The organism is Microbulbifer sp. ALW1, assembly GCF_009903625.1.
Classification (GTDB): Bacteria; Pseudomonadota; Gammaproteobacteria; order Pseudomonadales; family Cellvibrionaceae; genus Microbulbifer.
On the sequence record NZ_CP047569.1, the window covers coordinates 2,700,127 to 2,718,119 of the forward strand.

16 protein-coding genes are annotated in these 17,993 nt (G+C 57.6%); 10 read left to right on the forward strand and 6 right to left on the reverse strand.

Features of this window, described 5'->3' with window-relative positions; genetic code table 11:
• Positions 1-18: 18 nt before the first annotated feature.
• The 5 genes from GRX76_RS11190 to GRX76_RS11210 all read right to left on the reverse strand — a co-directional run bounded on the left by GRX76_RS11190 (position 19) and on the right by GRX76_RS11210 (position 4,847).
• Complete coding sequence (locus GRX76_RS11190) at positions 19-555, reverse strand: flavin reductase family protein (protein WP_160153386.1); 537 nt, start codon at positions 553-555, stop codon at positions 19-21.
• Positions 545-1,516, reverse strand: coding sequence for a hypothetical protein (locus GRX76_RS11195; RefSeq protein ID WP_160153387.1), 972 nt, complete (start codon positions 1,514-1,516; stop codon positions 545-547). The genes GRX76_RS11190 and GRX76_RS11195 overlap by 11 nt, the downstream gene beginning before the upstream one ends.
• Positions 1,517-1,599: 83 nt before the next feature.
• Positions 1,600-3,081, reverse strand: a complete 1,482-nt coding sequence (locus tag GRX76_RS11200; RefSeq protein WP_160153388.1) for an FAD-dependent oxidoreductase — start codon at positions 3,079-3,081, stop codon at positions 1,600-1,602.
• Positions 3,082-3,108: 27 nt separating this feature from the next.
• Positions 3,109-3,735: a hypothetical protein gene (locus tag GRX76_RS11205; protein ID WP_160153389.1), complete on the reverse strand. Its 627-nt coding sequence runs from the start codon at positions 3,733-3,735 to the stop codon at positions 3,109-3,111.
• Positions 3,736-4,232: 497 nt separating this feature from the next.
• Entirely contained in the window at positions 4,233-4,847 is a 615-nt protein-coding gene (locus tag GRX76_RS11210; RefSeq protein WP_236250326.1) for a hypothetical protein, read from the reverse strand.
• A gap of 154 nt (positions 4,848-5,001) precedes the next feature.
• On the opposite strand from GRX76_RS11210, the gene GRX76_RS11215 reads away from it, so the two are divergent.
• Entirely contained in the window at positions 5,002-5,805 is an 804-nt protein-coding gene (locus GRX76_RS11215; protein WP_160153390.1) for an SDR family oxidoreductase, read from the forward strand.
• An 88-nt stretch (positions 5,806-5,893) separates the two neighbouring features.
• On the opposite strand, the gene GRX76_RS11220 is transcribed toward GRX76_RS11215, so the two are convergent.
• Positions 5,894-7,231 carry an MFS transporter gene (locus GRX76_RS11220; RefSeq protein ID WP_160153391.1) on the reverse strand — a complete coding sequence of 446 codons (1,338 nt, stop codon included), beginning with the start codon at positions 7,229-7,231 and terminating at the stop codon, positions 5,894-5,896.
• Between the two features lie 230 nt (positions 7,232-7,461).
• Between GRX76_RS11220 and GRX76_RS11225 the strand changes: the two genes are divergently transcribed.
• The 9 genes from GRX76_RS11225 to GRX76_RS11265 all read left to right on the forward strand — a co-directional run bounded on the left by GRX76_RS11225 (position 7,462) and on the right by GRX76_RS11265 (position 17,963).
• The gene (locus GRX76_RS11225) at positions 7,462-9,252 is read left to right on the forward strand and encodes a nitrilase-related carbon-nitrogen hydrolase (protein WP_160153392.1); all 1,791 of its coding nucleotides are present in this window, start codon (positions 7,462-7,464) and stop codon (positions 9,250-9,252) included.
• 148 nt (positions 9,253-9,400) lie between these two features.
• Positions 9,401-10,147, forward strand: coding sequence for a hypothetical protein (locus GRX76_RS11230; protein WP_160153393.1), 747 nt, complete (start codon positions 9,401-9,403; stop codon positions 10,145-10,147).
• Between the two features lie 127 nt (positions 10,148-10,274).
• Positions 10,275-11,540 (forward strand): acyl-CoA dehydrogenase family protein, encoded by a 1,266-nt coding sequence (locus GRX76_RS11235; protein ID WP_160153394.1) that lies wholly within the window; start codon positions 10,275-10,277, stop codon positions 11,538-11,540.
• Positions 11,541-11,614: 74 nt separating this feature from the next.
• Positions 11,615-13,063, forward strand: coding sequence for an aldehyde dehydrogenase (locus tag GRX76_RS11240; protein WP_160153395.1), 1,449 nt, complete (start codon positions 11,615-11,617; stop codon positions 13,061-13,063).
• The gene (locus tag GRX76_RS11245; RefSeq protein ID WP_160153396.1) at positions 13,060-13,986 is read left to right on the forward strand and encodes an alpha/beta fold hydrolase; all 927 of its coding nucleotides are present in this window, start codon (positions 13,060-13,062) and stop codon (positions 13,984-13,986) included. Before GRX76_RS11240 ends, GRX76_RS11245 begins: the two co-directional genes overlap by 4 nt.
• Positions 13,986-14,606, forward strand: coding sequence for an isochorismatase family protein (locus tag GRX76_RS11250; protein ID WP_160153397.1), 621 nt, complete (start codon positions 13,986-13,988; stop codon positions 14,604-14,606). Before GRX76_RS11245 ends, GRX76_RS11250 begins: the two co-directional genes overlap by 1 nt.
• The gene (locus GRX76_RS11255) at positions 14,603-15,850 is read left to right on the forward strand and encodes an NAD(P)/FAD-dependent oxidoreductase (RefSeq protein ID WP_160153398.1); all 1,248 of its coding nucleotides are present in this window, start codon (positions 14,603-14,605) and stop codon (positions 15,848-15,850) included. Before GRX76_RS11250 ends, GRX76_RS11255 begins: the two co-directional genes overlap by 4 nt.
• Before the next feature lie 15 nt (positions 15,851-15,865).
• Positions 15,866-16,699: an Asp/Glu racemase gene (locus GRX76_RS11260; RefSeq protein WP_160153399.1), complete on the forward strand. Its 834-nt coding sequence runs from the start codon at positions 15,866-15,868 to the stop codon at positions 16,697-16,699.
• A 16-nt stretch (positions 16,700-16,715) separates the two neighbouring features.
• Positions 16,716-17,963, forward strand: coding sequence for an MFS transporter (locus GRX76_RS11265; RefSeq protein WP_160153400.1), 1,248 nt, complete (start codon positions 16,716-16,718; stop codon positions 17,961-17,963).
• Positions 17,964-17,993 lie beyond the last annotated feature (30 nt).

Genomic DNA, 17,993 nt, shown 5'->3' on the forward strand with positions numbered 1-17,993 from the left:
ATCGTACATGAGTAATTTTTAGGCAATTTGCGCGTAGCGGCCACGGTGGAACACCAGCGGGGCGTGTTCCTGGGTGCTCATCTCTCGTACTCGGCCTACCATGATCACGTGGTCGCCGCCGGCGTAGCGGTGCTCAACGCTGCACTCCAGCCGCGCGCAGTACTCTTCCAGCAGGGGGATACCCTGACCGTTATGGCGGTACGCTACCTGTCCAAAGCGATCGACTCCCTTGCGCGCAAATAGGGTGGAGAGGTCACTTTGTTCCTCGTTCAGCACGTGAATGGCGAAGTGATCGCACTGATTGAAAGCGTCGAAGCAGCCCGCCTTCCGGTCAATACACCAGAGCACCAGTGGAGGGTCCAGAGACACGGAGTTGAAGCTGCTCGCGGTCATGCCGACTGGCTGGCCAGCCTGATCACGGGTGGTGACGATGGTAACGCCCGTAGCGAACTGGCCGAACACCTGGCGCAGTGCCAGTGCGTCGATCACGGCCGCAGGCTCAGGTTCCCGGCTCTTTGTGATCTCAACCGCCATGGCCTTTGCTTCACTCGACATACTGTGCTCCCAATACCAGTTCGCCTTCTTCCCAGCGCAGAACGCCGAAGGTGGTGTACTGCTCTTTCTGTGACTGCATAAACTGCCAGGCACAGACAAGGGTGTAGTCCTCATCTACCTGGGTTTCGCGGGACCACAGCTTGAAGGCTTGTCCGAACACGTGGCGCACCGAATAGAGGTAGCGGCCGTAGGACATACCGTTGCCGAACATATCCGGGCCGTGGTATTGGTGGTGATTGCCATTGCGGGTGCGCATCGCGGTCCAGCGCGCGTTGACCACGCCCTTGATCTCAATGGTCTGCTCCGAATGCAGCAGGTTGATGGGCTTGTGGTGGATGGTGACTTCGTTATGACCCACCAGTTCCTGCTTGTCGTTATAGACCTCAAACTTGCCGGTGAATTTGCCCGCATGCTTGACCGGCAGGTTGAATGGGCGTTTGCCGTCCCTGCGTTCCTGCTCAAGGAATTGCGCAACGCGTTTTTGCGTCTTCGGGTTGGTCTCGTGATCGTCGGTCACAATGTACAGGCCGTTGAATACACCTACCAGCGTATCTGCCTCGAATAGTTGAGACGAGTAAACCTGAATACCCAGGTCCGGAACCACGTGGTTCATGGTGCGAAGGTTTACATTCCAGCCAGGGGAGTAGTAGTTGGAGTCAACCAGCAGGCCGTAGGGGCGGCCACTGCCGACGAAGTCCGGGCCGGTATAGATGCGGTCCTGGTCGGAATCGATCACGCCAAACTTGAAAGGGCTGCCCAGTTCGAAGCGGTCGTTAAGCGGGCCGGTGGCGTCGAAGCGGGTCTGCATCCAATAGGTAGTACGGCCATCGGCGAATTCACTTGCGCGGGTTACCTTGTTGTAGCCCACGTGTGTACCGGTGGCCTCAAACAGAGATGGCATGCCATGCCATTCGCCCTCAATGGATTTCTGCCAGTTACTGGGTTGTTTGCTGTCGCTCATGGTGTCTTCCGTTCGAGAATTCGAATTTGCTTTTCGCATGGGGCACACGTTACCGCGCGCCCGCTCTGAGGCCTTGTCAATTATCAAATCTGCAGCAGTGCCGGGACTTGCTCCGTGAGCCGGGAGGCTTCACTGGTGGCATCGCCACATAATGCAAACCCCTGCAGGGTGCCCTGGCTGTCAACGAAAATAGCGTGCACGCCACGCGCATCGGCGCGCAGAATCTCCCAGTTGCCGGAAATCCAGGGACGAGCCGGGGAGACGGTGACCGGGCACAATGTTGTCTTGATCGACACCGGCATCGCACCATAGTGTACTGCCGTCGGGTTGCCGCTTAGTGTGTGTGCCAAAGCGCGAGCACCGGCGAGGAGAGGGGCTACGTAACACAGATTGCGACCGTCCACCTCGGCACAGTCTCCGAGGGCGAATATGTTCTTTGCGCTGGTCTGCAGGTAACGGTCAGTTACGATACCGCGTGCCACTTTGAGCCCGGCTTTCTCGGCGAGTTGTGTTCGGGCACGTACACCGATGGCAGAGATGGCGCGGTCACAGCGAACCTGTTCACCGTTCTCCAGTGTTGCGAGAAGTTGCCCCTGGCTATGCTCCAGTCGTGTTACTCGCGTCTCCAGGTGGAATTGCACTCCAGCCGCTTCCAGGCGTTGTTGCACCAGCTGGCCAGCAGGAGCTGGCAGTAGTGTCGCGAGCACGCCGTTTTGTGGCTCGACAACGTGGACGTTGAAGCCGGACTGGATCAGGTCGTTGGCGTATTCGCACCCAATCAGTCCGCCACCGATAATGAGTACCGAGCGTGCACCGGTACTGGCGGTGTAAAAACGCTGGAAATCCTGCAGGTCATTGATGGGTACTGCGGCACCGCCAGCATCGCCCTCGGTGGGAGCGGTAATGGTATCGGCACCCACGGCGAGCACCAGTTTCGCATAGGAAAGTTGTTGCGTGCGGCCAGCGCACTCCAGGGTAACCTGCTGCTCGGCACTGTTGATTTCCAGCACGCGCGTGAAGGTAAGTATTTGCGCGGCAAGGGACATGGCCATGGTGCGCGCATCGCTGGTCATCAAATCCTGAGGTGTGCGCTGTTTTTGAAACGCAGTGCTCAGCTGTGGTTTGGAGTAGTAGGCCCCGTCGTCCGCGCTGATCATGATCAGTGGTGTTTGCGTATCCTGCTTGCGGAACTCCCGGGCCAGGTTGTAGCCCGCAAGGCCGGTACCGATGATGACGATGGGGGCGCGACTGCTATCGATGTTGCTGCTGATATCCATTGCGGGCGCAACGGGTGCGGCAACTGCATCGGCAGGTACCGCCTGAGCCTCGGCCATGTCAGCGGCTTGTGCGGTTTCCGTAGGCTCTTCGGTAGGTGCGTCGTTGGACTCAATGGTGCGCACTTCGACCATTTCGAAGTCGCTCTTGCCGACACCGCACTCGGGGCACAGCCAGTCACTGGGGATATCTTCCCAGCGTGTCCCGGGGGCAATGCCTTCTTCCGGGGCACCTTTCTGCTCGTCGTAAACCCAGCCGCAAACCAGGCATTCCCACACTCGATACTGCATAGCGTTACTTCCTAAAATCTTTCCAACTTATTTATTTTTGACCGTCGCGAATTGAGCGTGATGTCGTTGGATCATCGCACTCAAATGATCTGCGTTTTCGTGACGCAGATGCACAGAGAGAAATTTGGTGAGAAGGCTTCCCAGTAAATCTCGAGCTGCTTCCGGATTATCTACCGGGTAATCCAGAAATCCACGCCCGGTGCACTCATCGAAAGGGTTGCAGACCGTGAAGTGATTTGCCTGCTTCAGAATGCAAAGCCAGTTTTTGCCGTTATTGTTGGCAACCACACGGGAGAAAGTCTGTTCAATGCGATTGCTGCAATCATCATGTGATGGGTTATTTTCACCATAGCGCCTGCTGCTTGCCGCAATACAGCCATCGCGGTCGCCACCAGCGATCAGCAGTGGAATGTCTGCAGCGGGCGCCAGTAAAGTGTCCGCCTCCCAGCCGAGAGCCGTTGCCGCACCGGTGTGTGCGCCATAGCTGAAGGTGGCGCGCAAGCCCGGCAGCCACTCACGGCGACCATTGATCAGTGCGACGGTACCGCCCGCAGAATGACCACCCAGGGCCAGATGGTCCAGGTCTAGCCTGTCAGCGAGGAGTCCCGATGCATTGAGAGCGCGCAATTTTTGTAACAGAGCTGGCAGCAACACTGCCGAGGGCTTTTGCCGTAGTTTTCTGGTTTTAGTGCCGCGATATCAATGCCCGGGGTTAGGCTTACGCAGCCGGGCATCTCCTCGGCGATCAGGTATGGAATCGCGGTGACTATACCTTGTGCTGCAAATTGTGCCGCTAGCCACCCGTAACTGCTCGGCTCAACGTTTACGCCTGGCAGAAAGATAGCAACGGGAAAGGGCGCCTGTTCAGCACTGCTCGGGACTTGGCCGGTGTTCCGCTCAAGATCTGAATTGGCAAAAGTGGCAGGGTAGTAGATTTTGAGCGTGGCAGTGTCATACGGACTTTGTAGGCCCGGTACGCGGAAGCTACTAAAAAATGCGCGGGTAGTGGGCATGATCCTGACTTGGCCTGTAGTTGTGACGATGACCAAAGGATATTGGGCTGCTCATCCAGACGTATGACAATTGTCAATAAGAAAAGCAGGCGGTTGCGCGACAAATCCTGGCAAAGAATTTGGCGCAACCTGGTGTTATCAGGCCTCCAGATGCTGCCAGATCTTGGCCTGAAATGGTGCCTCGTGAACTTGCCCTTCAAGGCCGCGAGGGTCCAGCGCGTGGCGGCGATCGCAGAGTGGAGAAAGGCGGGTGCCGCGGGCGGTGAGGGTGCGGACTGCGTCGCCGTTGCGGTAGAGCACGGTGTGGCGGACCCGCTGGCCTGGGGCAGTGAGCATGATGAAATCTGGCTCCATATAGACATTGCAGGCCGCGTCGAGTTGACGGGCATTGAAGGTCAGTAAGCCGACGCCGCCGGAAACGCCCACATTCTCGTAGGCGCCGGGTCCAAGGGAGTCGAAAACCAGCAGGTCATTTTCCATGCGGCCGGTAAACGTCTTGGCAACGGCGTCGCGGCCGCGGATGTGTACATTGGTAAGCTTTAGTGTGTAGCCGTCAAAATCCAGATACACCAGATTATCAAAGGGGCTGGGGCCCGGTGTTCCACTGCCGGCGGTGGTGTCGTCCTCCAGCGGGCGGCCATCCAGGTGAAAGAGCTCCACCTGGTCGTGCCAGATACCACGCATAAGCATCAGGTTGTAGCCCACAGAGCCAACGGGGAAGGTCGGGTACTGCTTGTCGTTGTGGTTGGTCATGTAGGTTGCTCCTATTGGCGACTGATTGCACATTTTCATCACTTTGCGCACTCGGAATTAGACATATATCAATAATCCAAAGTGAAAACATGGTGCGATCACATCCCTAGTCAGGCGTGATAACAACGAGTCAAGGGTGTTTAAGGAGAATCGAATGAAGACGGTCGTGATAACGGGAAGTACACGAGGTATCGGGCGAGGCCTCGCGGAAAATTTTTTGAAGGAGGAGTGTCGGGTTGTGGTGAGCGGCCGCAGCCGGGAGGCGGTCGAGCGGGTGGCGCAGGAGCTTGATGGCAAGTACCCGGGGCGTGTTGCCGGTCGGCATTGCGATATAACCTCGGCTTCAGATGTGCAGGCACTTTGGGATACCGCTTGTGGGGCCTTTGGGTGTGTTGATATCTGGATCAATAATGCGGGCATGAGTATCGCGCGCAAACCGCTGTCGGAGCAGGCGGTCGGTGATCTGGAAAAGATTGTTGCCACAAACCTCACCGGCTTGTTGATTGCCAATAAGGTGGTGCTGGCAGAAATGCTGAAAGCCGACGGTGGGCAGATCTGGAATATGGAAGGCTTTGGCAGTAACGGGCAGTGTGCTCCGGGTATGGTTGCCTATGGCGCGACCAAGCGTGCCTTGAATTACATTAATGCCAGCTTGCAGAAGGAAATTAAAGGCAGCCGTGTTCAGGTGAACACCCTGAGCCCTGGAATCGTGGTGACCGATCTGTTGGTAGGCGATTACGACTTGTCATCTGAGGAGTGGCGGAAGACCAAGAAGATCCTCAATATTCTCGGCGATACGGTAGAGACGGTAACTCCTTTCCTTGTTGAGGGTGTCCTGAAGGCGAAGAAATCCGGCACGCGGGTTGCTTGGCTGACCACGCCAAAGGCATTTGTGCGTTTTCTGACTGCCGGGTTCAACAAGCGTGACCTGTTTGTCGAGCACGAGGCGCAAGCGTAAACGGTTACCGCCTTGCCCAATATGTTGGGTTTTACTCACAAAAAAAGAGGCCGGAGGCCTCTTTTTTTGTATCTGCTCTGCTGGGTTTTCAAGCGCTACTGGGGTTCGGGTTGGTATTGGCGAGGACTTGTGTGTCCCCTTTTTCTTTCCCTATAAACATCGCCCAGGTGAGAACCGCGAGCGCAACAACGGAGAAGAATACGAAGGGACCGGACGGGCGCCAGGCATCAAACAGGTAGCCACCAATAACACTGGCCACCAGAATGCCTACCGCCCCGCTCAGGGTGAAAAACCCGATTACCGCCCCTCGCTGACGCTCCGGCGCCTGCTGATTGATAAGCACCCCGCTGGTAATAATGCAGCTGATTTCGCCGAGCCCGATCAGTACCGCGCAAAAGATCATGGCAGGTGAGAAGGGGTCGTAAATAAACAGGGTCGAGCCATAGCCTATCGCAGAAATCAGCAGGGCGACCCGCAGCGCGACCAGACGATTGATTTTATCCGCAAGAATACCGAAGACCGGTGCTCCCAGAAGGGCGCAGCCCTGGGCAATACCGACAATCATGCCCGCGCGGGCCAGTGCGTCTGCGCGGCTCATACCCAGTTGCGAGGTTCCGTAGTTGGTGACCCATAGGGTGAAAAAAGTCCCGACGATCATCAGGTTGCCGCGGGCCACAAAGGACGCGCCGTAGGCCAGGGCGATGGCCGGGTCTTTGCCAGAGCGCAGGCCTGCACGGGTAATTTCCCACAGGCTTTCGCTGTGCTCGCTATCGGTGTTGGCGTCGGCCCCTTTCTTGAGGCCAAAAAACATCACAATGCCGGTAATGGCGGTGACGATGGCTACCAGGGAGTAGGTCCAAAGCCCGGCTTCTTTCGCGGTGGCGCCACCATTCTGAAAAATCGCGGGCAGCTGCAACAGGAAGAAGACGCTGACCATGGCGCCGAAGCCATTCATTACGCCCTGCAGGCCGGTAGCGCGGCCGCGGCTGGTGTTGGCTGCGTAGTCACCAACCAGGGTGACAATACAGGTGGTTACAGCGGCAAGACCGACGGAGTAAAGTAGGCGGAATGCGAGCAGCCCGTTCAGGGTGTCGGCGTGGGGGTATAGCGCTATGCCCGCGGCCATCACCAGGAACCCGAGCCCCGTTACCGGACGCCGACCCAGTCGATCAGAGAGGGGGCCGAATATGGCGACCGCAATAATGATGACGATCTCTGCCCAGAAGTTCAGCAGGCCGCTGACGACGCCGTGTCGCTCCTGTTCAATACCCAGAAATTCCGTGAGCAGAAACGGTTGGCTCTGTGGAATAAAAGAGGCGAACAGAATGGTCGCGAAGCAGGAGAAATAGAAAGTGACGAGGTTGCCGCCGCTTACCGCGGGGTTAAGTTCGATGCCGAGAAATCGGCGCCCGGTTTGTTGGCTCATGGTGCTTTTCCGTTAACGGCTTGAGGGGCCGGTTCTGTTTATTTGGGCGATTGCCGTGTTCTTATCGATACCTCTTACGTTCACTATATTGATCTGGATTCTTGCGGAAAAGATATAATGACCGTATTTTATAACAAATGCTACCGCGCATGCCCGTGCGGCTAGAAAAGAAGAAAGTAGTAAGTAAAGAGATACAAAGTACAGAGATATAGGGAAGCAGGAGAATGCCCATGAACACCAAGGCGACCATTCGTGCCGCTGCCGTCCAGTTCCATGCCGGAACTGACATCGAAGAAAACCTCAGCACGACCCTGCGTATGCTCGACAAGGCGGCCGAGATTAAACCCGACCTGGTGGTGCTGCCGGAGTTTTGTAACCACCTTTCCTGGTACGACGGGCCCGAACATTGTGCAGCGGTGTCCGTCACCCTGGACGGCCCCTTCCTGCAGGCGGTGGCTAAAAAAGCGAAAGAGAAAGGCTTTTATTTGGTCGTGAACTGCACGGTATTGCGGGATAACGGTGATGTTACCGGTTCCAGCCTGCTGTACTCCCCGGAGGGCGAGCTTCTTGGCGATAACACCAAGCAGATTTATATCGGCCATGAAAATGATTTCCTGAAAAAGGCCGATGCCCCTGGACCCATTGTCGACACCCCAGTTGGCCGCTTGGGCATGTACGCCTGTATGGACGGGGTGATTAACGAGCCTCCACGCACCCTTTCCCTGCGTGGTGCACAGGTACTGTGTAATAGCGTCAACTCCTTTGCCAGTGATGAGGGTTCTCTGCACATTCCAGTGCGCGCACCGGAGTCCCGCGTATTTATTGTGGCGGCGAACAAAGTGGGCCCCCTGGTACCGGAGGCCTTGCTGGGCCCGGTGAGTGCCGCGACAGGCATTCCAGAAAAGCACCTTTACGGTTCTGGCGAGAGCCAGATCGTTGCCCCGGACGGCACTGTACTGGTCTGTGCCTCGAAGGATCAGGAAGAGGTCGTGTGGGCAGATATTCAGCCTGCCGAAGCAGACAACAAGCTGCGCCCGGATGGTACGGATGTATTTGCCAGTCGGCGCCCGGAGCTGTACCGGGCGATTGCAGAAAGCCCTGAAGGGCAGTCCTATCCCCGCTGGGTGGGAGACGATGCGCTGGCGGCGTCCGTGGTTTCTGTACCTTGCATGACTCATCTCGGCGAAGCGGCTGTGGCTACAGTGCGCGCGGCCGATGAAGTGACGGATGCGATCGGCCGTGGCGCACGCCTGGTAGGGCTTTCACCGCTCCTTGGTGCTGAGTTGATTGGAGCGGGTGTTGCCGCTGCCGCGGATGCCGCCGATCAGATCATCGCGCAACTGGCAGCGGCGATCAGCGCGGGTTCTGGCGATGCGTTTGTTGCGACTGCGCTGCCCTTGGCAAAAGAGCAGAGTGGTTTTCACTACTGTGCGGTATTGATTGGGGCCGAAGGGTTGATTGCGGCCCAGCCTCAGGTGCACCGCAGTGAGCGTTTTGCCTGGTCGGAGTTGGCCGCTGGATTCGAGCCTTTTGAGCTGCCGTTTGCCCGCATTGGCCTGGTGACCAGCGACGACAGTATCTATCCGGAGACTTTCCGCCTTTTGGCATTGGCGGGTGTCGATACCGCTGTTGTACCGGTCGAGCCCCTTGAGGCATGGGAGCTGCAAACGGGCTTGCTGGAGCGGTCAGCGGAAAATCGTATCAACCTGCTGGCGCCCGCCTTATTGCGCCCAGCTGCTGGCGCCACCCTTGGAGCGAGTTTCGCCACAGCGTTGCAGCGCGACTTTACCGTGATGACGCAGTGGAAGGAGCGTCCATTTGAGGGGCTGTTGAGCGAGCCAGAGATATACACCATAGCGCCAGACAGTCATCACCTTGATGTCACCCTCTACCCCGCGTGCGCGGAGAATAAGGAGGTTTCCCGCAATACGGATCTGGTGCGCAACCGCCCCTGGGCGCTGTGTGGGCCCATTGCCGCGGTAGGTGCCACAGAGATGGCTGAGCCGGCAGCCGTCTATTGATTCATATTCCGGGAGAGTGCCCGCCAAGTGCCCGGTGATCGCGTTGTGCAAACACCGGGCATTTTGAGATTTATCAATGTTCGCAAAGCGGTAGATTCCGACAATAAAATCCAACATAAGCCACTTGCTGAATCGTTGGGGAAACACCATGAGCGGAATCTCACTTCCTAAATCGCTGGCAGACACAACCCGCGATCGGCTCGTTCAAGAGCTGGAGCTGACTGAGCAGCCGGGTGCCGATGGCGGCCCCTGGATGTCACTCGAAAGTCACGCGCCGATGGCGCAGGGCAGTGTCGGAGCTGTGCGCCGTTACACGGGCGGCGGTCTCCTGCAGCTGATCACTTGCAGTATCGTGGTGCCGCAGATCGGCCTCGATTCCCACATGTTGTTTGCCTTTACCCCCAGTGAAACGGCAGTCCCGCACTTCACCCTCGATTCCGTGGGTGCAGGCGGGCACTGCGCTTTCCACCTGGATCTCATCCCGCGCCTGGACCTGGGCGCAAACCTCGCCTACATGGACGAGGTCTTCACGCCCCTTACCGATGCCTGCAAGGCTGGTCGCGCTATCGAAGGGCTGTCTGCCGCACACCTGGACCCGCGCCAGAATGCGGTGATGTCACCCTGGATGCTGGCTCATCGGGCGACCCCAGAAGCCTTTGGCAAAATCGACGAGACGGTAACCGCTTATCTCGATCACTGGTTGGGACTGCTGCGCAGTGGTGTGAGCAATGCCGTGCTCGACGACGTGAGCAGTGAATCGTTGGCGCGCCGCGACGCCCGCAACAAGGCCATAATTTTCGATCCCGCGGTCGACAAGGTCTGGAACCAGATTGGTGGTCTGATCGGCGAGGAAAGCGCCCTTGCTCTGCGCAATCTGCTGACCATGTGCGGCTGACGATCTCGTTGGCCGCCAAGGCTTCTTCGATCCGTTTGCTGTCGTTTCAGAATAATTAAATCCAAATATTAAATTGGGAATCCGGGTGCCGAGCTTTAACGCTTCGGTAAACCCAAGGGGAATTGCGATGTCATTGACTGCTGAAATCCTGCTTGAAGACATGAATGCTGCGGAGCGACGCCGCGCGGAAGTGGTGGAGTCGGTGTTGCCACAGGTGAGGGAAGCTGCACGGGACGTGGACGCCAATGCGCAGTTCCACATGCCCCATGTAAAGCTGTTCAGCGAAAGCGGTCTCCTTGGCCTAATTATTCCGGAAGCCTACGGTGGCCTGGGTGGCGGATTGCGCGACCTTGCTGCCGCATGTTTCGCACTGGGTAGCGCGTGTCCATCTACGGCGCTGGCCTTTTTCTTTCACTGCAGCGCCGCGTCACGCGGGCTGCTTGCCATAGAAGCCCTGGAAGAAGGGTTGTTTGATGAGCAGGAATCGGTGCAGGTGCAACACTTTGCGGAGCAGGTTCTGTATTCCATGGGGCGCGATGGCAAGTGGTTCGCCAACTTTGCAAGCGAGTCGGTGAAGTCAGAGAAAGCGGCTGTCACTATCAGTACCGCCGCGCGCAAAGTGGAAGGCGGATACCTGCTGAACGGTGTCAAGTCCTTCGGTACGGGTACCGGGATCGCGGATATATATCTGGTGACCGCCAGCCTTGAAGGAGTAGAGACAGCAGAGGGCTTGTGTACCTTTTTCGTCAATCCGAAGGGCGAGGGCGTGAAGCCCCGCGCCCCATGGGACGCGATCGGAATGCGTGGCACCAGTTCCGGTGGCATTGTGCTCGAAGACTATTTCGTTGCCGAGGCGGATGCCCTGGCAATTCCCGGCGCGTTCACCCGCTGTATGCAAATGAGCCGCGGTAGCTTTGTCGGCAATCAGATGGCCGCGGTCTGTGGTTATGCTGGTGCCGGCCACTCCGCCTACCAAAATGCCATCAAGAATCTGACCGAGAAAAAATTTGCCGACACCGGTAAGCCTATTGGAACAGCGCCTTATCAACAGGAGCTGATCGGAAAAATGCTGGTGGACCTGGAGACCTCTTTGATGTGGTTGCGGCGCCAGCTGCAGTTGGAAACCAGTGAACCGCCGCTGAAACCCAAGCACGAAGTTGTCAAGCAGTGGCGCCTTTGCAAGGGCGTGGTCGCAGAATGTGGTTTTAACATTGCAGTAAATGCGCTGAAGGCCAGTGGCACCTCCGGAACCATGGGTGATCCCGCTCGCTATCTGCGCGAGCTCACCATGGGGGTGGTGCAGGCATTTCCTGCGGAAAGAGGACGGCTGATGGCGGCGCAAATGGAAATTGAAGGGGCGGAGCAAAGCCTGTTCGGCGTCGGTAGCAAATAGTCACCGTCTTTAACGCTGGGTTCCGGACCAACTCCGGTAAAACAATAATTCAAGTATCAGTTCAGGAAAGGGCCATGCTTCATCGAGGTCTTTTGATTGCCGGACGCGAAGTGGATGCCGTCAATGGCGAAACTTTCCCGGTGTTTGCCCCGGAGACAGGGCGCACGCTTGCAACGGTGGCCCGGGCAAGGGCAGGGGATGTAAACCTTGCAGTGAATGCTGCTCGCGAAGGGTTTGTCGAGTGGTATCGCAAGTCTGCTTCCGAGCGCGAAGCGGTTTTCTTAAAGGCTGCGGAGCTGGTCGCCAATGAGGGCGAGGCGCGATTTCTCGACACGCTGATCGATGAAAGCGGGTCTGCGATACGCAAGGCGCGCCGAGAAATTCAATACACCGTCGATCTGTTGCGCACCGCCGCCGGTGAAGTGCGGCGTTTGTACGGCGAAACTTTCCCCAACGACGATCCACACAAAATCAGCCTGGTGATCCGCGAGCCGCTAGGTACCGTCGCGGTTGTGTCTCCCTACAATGCCCCCCTTTCCCTGCTGACCAAAATGGCCGCGTTTCCGCTCGCTGCAGGTAACGCCGTTGTCATCAAACCATCGGAGGAGACTCCGCTTACGGCATTGGCATTCGGTCAGCTGTTGCTGGATGCTGGGTTGCCGGCAGGGGCGGTCAGTGTGCTGCCCGGGTTTGGCAGTGAGTGTGGCGCGGAGCTGGTGAACCATCCGCAGGTGGATTCCGTGGCGTTGACCGGCAGTACCCAAACCGGAGTGCTGGTTGCCCAGCAGGCGCTGAAAGGCATGCGCCGTGTTCAGCTGGAACTCGGTGGGAAAAGTGCACTGCTGGTGCTGGAAGATGCCGATCCGCAGCAGGCGGCCGCCATTGCCGCGCAGGGCATTTTTACCCACGCCGGCCAGATCTGTATGGCGAATTCGCGGATCGTGGTGGACCGTAAGGTTTACCCGGCGTTTATCGAGGCTCTCAAGCGTGAAGCGGAGTCCATTACCCTGGGGAATCTGCGCGATGAAGAAACCGTATACGGCCCGCTCATTAATGGTCGTGCAGTGGAAAAAGTGCTGGAGCAGGTTCGCGCTGCTGTTCAGGACGGCGCCACTTTGCTAACCGGAGGAGAGCTGTCCAGTGCTGGCCCTTTGGTTATCAAGCCCACAGTGATTCTGCAGCCGCCAAAACACAGCGCCGTTTGGCGGGAAGAGAGCTTTGGTCCGGTGACCTGTGTTGCGCAGGCAGAAAACCTGGGAGATGCCATTGCGCTCGCCAATGACAGCGAATACGGCCTTTCCGCGGCGGTACTCACGAACAACCTGCAGTGGGGGCTTCAGGCTGCACGAAAAATACGTTCCGGTGCCGTACATATCGGTATGCACAGCTTCCAGAGCAATGCGCTGGCGCCCATTGGCGGTGTTGGTATGTCCGGATTCGGGCGCAGCGGTGGCCGCTACAGCACGGAAGAATTTACCGAAGTGAAATGGATAAGCGCGGATACCGGGGGTTTGCCAGTATGAGTACCCTGGACTTGAGCCCACCGCCCGCACCACAGCGCAACCTGCGACGTGGTTACCTGGATTACACCTGGGGCCAGCTGCATTTCCGCTCCATGGGTGACGCCAATTTACCGCTGCTTGTGCTATTGCACCAGACCCCCAGTGCTTCCGAGATGTATCTACCGCTGATGCGCCTCGTTGCCGAACGATATCACGTGGTTGCCATTGATAGCCCTGGCTTCGGTTCCAGTGATCCGATGCCGGGCAGGGTCAGTGTCAAGCGCCTGGGTGAGGAGATACATGAGGCGCTGTTGACCGAGTTCGGGCGAGCCTACTTTCTGTTTGGCCACCACAGTGGTGCGGCTATTGCGACGAGTATCGCCGCGGAGTTTCCGGAATGGGTGACGTCACTCGCATTGAGTGGCCCCACCCTGCTGACCGAGGCACAGCGTCACGCCTTGCCACATTCCGCGGAAGAAATTGCCCTGGAAGAAGATGGCGGCCACCTGCAGAAAATGTGGTGGCGCCTGCGCAAGAAAGACCAGAGTGCGCCGCTGGAAATCAGCCAGCGTGAGCTGCAGCTGGCGTTCAGTTGCGGACGGCACTACCGGGAGTGTTATCAGGCGGTAGCGGACTATGACTTTAGACGAGACCTCGCCAAAGTAACCTGCCCGGTACTGCTATTTGCCGGCAAGCGCGACCTTCTGTACGACGCTGTTGAGCCGTCATTGAAGATCGCGCAAAACGCGCGAACGCTTGGTTCCGAGGTGGATGCGGCGACCTATGTTTGTGAAACACATGCGCCGTTTGTTGCTTCCGCACTACGTGAATTTTTTGTCGTCAAGGACGATACAAGCTCAGCGGCAGACGCAGCTCCCAAAGAGCTCACATCTATGAATGTCGCCGCCCCCGCCGCCCAAGTAAAGCAGGGGAGTGTGAGCTGATGGATCTACATCGCAAATCCCTCGGTATCGGCAATAAACCGGCGCTCGTGCTGGTCGATATGGTCAACGGTTTTACCAACCCGGAGTGCCCGCTGGGGACGGATTGTCCCGAAGTGGTGGACGCCAACCGACAGTTGCTGGAAGTATTTCGCCAGAAATCGCTCCCCATCTTCTTCACCTCCGTTGTATATCGGGACCCGGCAGAGGCTCGGGTCTTTCGCGAGCGCATCCCGCATCTGGAGTGGCTGCAAGCGGGCAGCCCCTGGGTGGAGGTGGATGCGAGGTTGGCGATGCAGCCTGGTGAGGTGTTGATTGAAAAACACTGGCCCAGCGCATTTTTTCGTACCGACCTTGCTGCACACATTGCTCGACGCGGTGTCGACTCCATTGTGGTAACCGGGTTGACCACCAGCGGCTGCGTGCGCGCTTCGGTCGTGGATGCTCTGCAGCATGACCTCAAGGTGGTTGTTGCTCGGGAAGCGGTCGGAGACAGAAACCCGCAGGCACACCAAGCCAACCTTTTTGATATGCATGCCAAATATGCAGATGTGGACAGCCTGGAGGCTGTACTGCAGGCAGTTGAAGCACTTCCCATCTCTCAGAGCAGTACCGTCGTATGAATACAATCGCCAATGCCAAGATCAATGTCTCTTCCCATTCCAAGCCAGTAATTATTGCTGGTGCGGGGCCGAGCGGGTGTGTGTTGGCCCTCTCCCTGGTCCGAAGCGGAATCCCGGTGATAGTGATGGAGAAATGCGATTCACTGCCGATCGACCTGCGCGCATCCACTTTTCACCCGCCATCTCTGGAAATGATTGCGGACCTGGATGCCGGAGTCATCGAAAAAATGCTGGCTAAGGGGCTGAAAGCGGATCGATACCAGTATCGAGATCGGGCCACAGGCGAGGTGGCGACTTTCGAAATGGACATGATCGCCGATGAAACCCGCTACCCGTTTCGGCTTCAGCTGGAGCAGTACGAGCTGACCCACTTTGTGGTTGATGTACTACAGCAAGAGCCTCTGGCAACGGTTCTTTTCAGTCACGAGCTGGTGGGGTTTGATCAGCTTGATGACCGAGTGGTGGCCTTGGTCGATACGCCCTCAGGAAGAAAAGAGATTGTTGGAAGCTATCTGGTCGGGGCAGAGGGGGCGCGCAGTGTGGTACGCAAGCGCAGTGAGATCGGCTTCTCCGGGTTTACCTATAACGAAAAGTTTCTTGTTGTCAGTACAGAGTTTCCGTTTGAAACCGTGTTCGACGACTTCTCCTACGTGAACTATGTGTCTGACCCCGACGAATGGTGCGTGATATTGCGTACCGACAAGCTGTGGCGGGTGCTGGTGCCGGTCTTTCCTGAGAGCGAACAGGACGAGGAGCGGTACTTGTCCGATGAATTTGTACAGGAACGACTGAAACGTCTGCATGGCAAGGGCAGTGATTACAAGGTGCACCACCGCAGTCTGTACGCGGTCAATCAGCGCGTCGCGTCCACCTATTACGATCGACGTGCGGTGCTGGTGGGCGATGCCTGCCATATCAATAACCCGCTGGGTGGCATGGGGATGAACGGCGGCTTACACGATGCGTTTAATCTCGCGGAAAAGTTCCAGAAAATATTCGCCGGCGAGCAGTCTAGGGAAGAGGCATTTTCTCTGTATGACCGGCAACGGCGTGAGTTGGCCGTACGATTTGTACAGGAGCACACCATTCAAAATAAAAAACTGATGGAAGCGACGGACCCGGATATTCAGCGCAAGCGCCAGGCCATGTTGATGGAAACCGCAGCCTGCCCGGACAAGGCGCGCGCCTTCCTGCTGGAGCGGTCCATGATCAATTGTGTGCGCGAGAGCCTTCTGGTTGCCTAATTAGAGAGAACCCCTATGAATTTTCCAGAATCCATTGACCTTTCCCGGACCCGTGAGCGCGACCAGTTAACCAACGGTCATCGGGACAACTACATCGGCCACCGTGCAAAAATCGGTGTCGTGATTCCGTCCACCAATACCTCGGTGGAATACGACTGCCAGCGCATTTTGCCCCGCGGCGTCAGCTGGCATACCACGCGCTTTATGATCGACCACCCAGATCTCAGCGACGATGAAAATTTCCTGAAGTTTCTCGAACGCTTGCGGGAAACCATCGGTGATTCCATCGAGAGCCTGATGACCTGTAAACCCGATCACGTGATGATGGGTATGTCCGCCGAGACCTTCTGGGGCGGGATCAAGGGTAACGATGGTTTTGTCGATCGCATCCAGGAAATGGTGGGCGAAGACACTGGCCTCACCACTGGTGCCAATGCGGTGATCTCCGCACTGGAGGCGCTGGGTGTGCCGGAGGGGAAGGGCAAGACGCTTTCCATCATCACCCCGTATCAGCCGGTGGGCGACAAAAACGTCAAGCTGTTCTTTGAGGATGCGGGTTACCGCATAAAACACCTGGTGGGCCTGCGCTGTGAAAACGCCCACGATGCGATTGCACTGGTGCCAGAACACCAGGTGCTGGATATCGTGCGTGAGATTGACGGCGACGATGTGGACGCCATTGTGCAGGTGGGTACCAATCTCTCCACGGTAGGTGTTTTCCCGGCCATGGAAAAAATGCTGCAGAAACCGGTACTGCCCATCAACGTGGCGACCTGTTGGCACGCGTTGCGCAGTTGTGGCATTCGGGATCGGTTCGACAATATGGGCTGGCTGTTTGAAGAACACTGATGCAGATTAGCCCCTTATGAAAATTGCCTTCTTCGTGGTGCTGCTGGATATGATCGGCTTCGGCATCATGCTGCCGATCCTCGCGTACTACGCGCTTCAGCTCGGTGCCGATGCCTCCACCGCAACGTTCTGTATGGCCCTTTACGTTTTCGGGATGTTTATCGGCACCCCGATATGGGGGCGTCTTTCCGATCGTTTCGGGCGCAAACCGATCCTTGCCATCAGCCTGGCTGGTAGTGTACTGGGCTACATCGTGCTGGCCTTTGCCACCGAGGTGTGGATGGTTGCGGTCAGTCGGCTATTCAGCGGCCTGATGGCCGGAAACCTGTCTGTGGCCCAGGCCTATGTCGCCGATGTTACCGATGAAAAGGACCGAGCCAAGGGGATGGGCATGTTGGGTGCCGCTTTCGGGCTGAGCTTCATTCTGGGGCCGCTGCTGGGGGGGATCTTGGCGGGTGACAGCTTTGAAGATGCCAATTTGCAACTGCCCGCGATGGTCTCTGCGCTGCTTTCAGCCTCCGCATTGCTGTGCGTACTGGTATTTCTTAAGGAGAGTCGGCCCGCAACGGCTGGCGATAGCGTAAGCGGGGCAGGGGGTACCTCCTACGGTGATTTCCTGCGCTGGTTGTTTTCTTCTCAGCCGCTGCTTCTACTGCTCTTCATTGCGATGGCCATATACAACGTCGCCGCCGGGTTGGTTGAAGCCGTCTTCCCCATCTGGGCAGAAGCCACAAGTATCGCCGCCGGGCCCCAGGGATTGGTGCCGATTCTACTGATTGCTGGGATCGCAATGGTGATCATGCAGGGCGGCGCCATAGGGCCATTGAGTCGCGCCTTCGGAGAGGCGCGCCTGATTGTGGCTGGGAGCATCATTTTTGGCCTGGCGGTAGTCGCTCTCACCATCGCGGGTAGCGCCTCCACTGCGGCCGGGGCCACTGCGGCACTGGTTGTCCAGGCTGTGGGCGCCGCGCTTGTCATCACGTCTATGCAGTCACTCGTTTCCAAGCAGGCGCTGGCGGGGAACCGTGGTGCGGTTATGGGAAGCTACAGTGCCCTCGGCACCCTCGGGCGCGGTATTGGAACTGCGGCCACCGGTGCACTGTTTTCCGGGCTGCACGTGCACTCTCCCTATTACCTGGGGGCTCTGTGCATGTTGGTACTGCTGGTCATCGCAATCGCGATAGTGCGACAACTGGGGCGCAAAACAAATGCTTCGAACAGCGGCACGGCGCCCGCTGAGGCCTCGCCGGTTGAGCTCGCCTAGTGCTCAGTGGGCGGCAGGTGTGGGGAATTG

Coding starts and splice junctions, on each gene's coding strand:
- GRX76_RS11190 (WP_160153386.1), bottom strand. CDS start 555: ATGTCGAGTGAAGCAAAGGCCATGGCGGTTGAGATCACAAAGAGCCGG.
- GRX76_RS11195 (WP_160153387.1), bottom strand. CDS start 1,516: ATGAGCGACAGCAAACAACCCAGTAACTGGCAGAAATCCATTGAGGGC.
- GRX76_RS11200 (WP_160153388.1), bottom strand. CDS start 3,081: ATGCAGTATCGAGTGTGGGAATGCCTGGTTTGCGGCTGGGTTTACGAC.
- GRX76_RS11210 (WP_236250326.1), bottom strand. CDS start 4,847: ATGACCAACCACAACGACAAGCAGTACCCGACCTTCCCCGTTGGCTCT.
- GRX76_RS11215 (WP_160153390.1), top strand. CDS start 5,002: ATGAAGACGGTCGTGATAACGGGAAGTACACGAGGTATCGGGCGAGGC.
- GRX76_RS11220 (WP_160153391.1), bottom strand. CDS start 7,231: ATGAGCCAACAAACCGGGCGCCGATTTCTCGGCATCGAACTTAACCCC.
- GRX76_RS11225 (WP_160153392.1), top strand. CDS start 7,462: ATGAACACCAAGGCGACCATTCGTGCCGCTGCCGTCCAGTTCCATGCC.
- GRX76_RS11230 (WP_160153393.1), top strand. CDS start 9,401: ATGAGCGGAATCTCACTTCCTAAATCGCTGGCAGACACAACCCGCGAT.
- GRX76_RS11235 (WP_160153394.1), top strand. CDS start 10,275: ATGTCATTGACTGCTGAAATCCTGCTTGAAGACATGAATGCTGCGGAG.
- GRX76_RS11240 (WP_160153395.1), top strand. CDS start 11,615: ATGCTTCATCGAGGTCTTTTGATTGCCGGACGCGAAGTGGATGCCGTC.
- GRX76_RS11245 (WP_160153396.1), top strand. CDS start 13,060: ATGAGTACCCTGGACTTGAGCCCACCGCCCGCACCACAGCGCAACCTG.
- GRX76_RS11250 (WP_160153397.1), top strand. CDS start 13,986: ATGGATCTACATCGCAAATCCCTCGGTATCGGCAATAAACCGGCGCTC.
- GRX76_RS11255 (WP_160153398.1), top strand. CDS start 14,603: ATGAATACAATCGCCAATGCCAAGATCAATGTCTCTTCCCATTCCAAG.
- GRX76_RS11260 (WP_160153399.1), top strand. CDS start 15,866: ATGAATTTTCCAGAATCCATTGACCTTTCCCGGACCCGTGAGCGCGAC.
- GRX76_RS11265 (WP_160153400.1), top strand. CDS start 16,716: ATGAAAATTGCCTTCTTCGTGGTGCTGCTGGATATGATCGGCTTCGGC.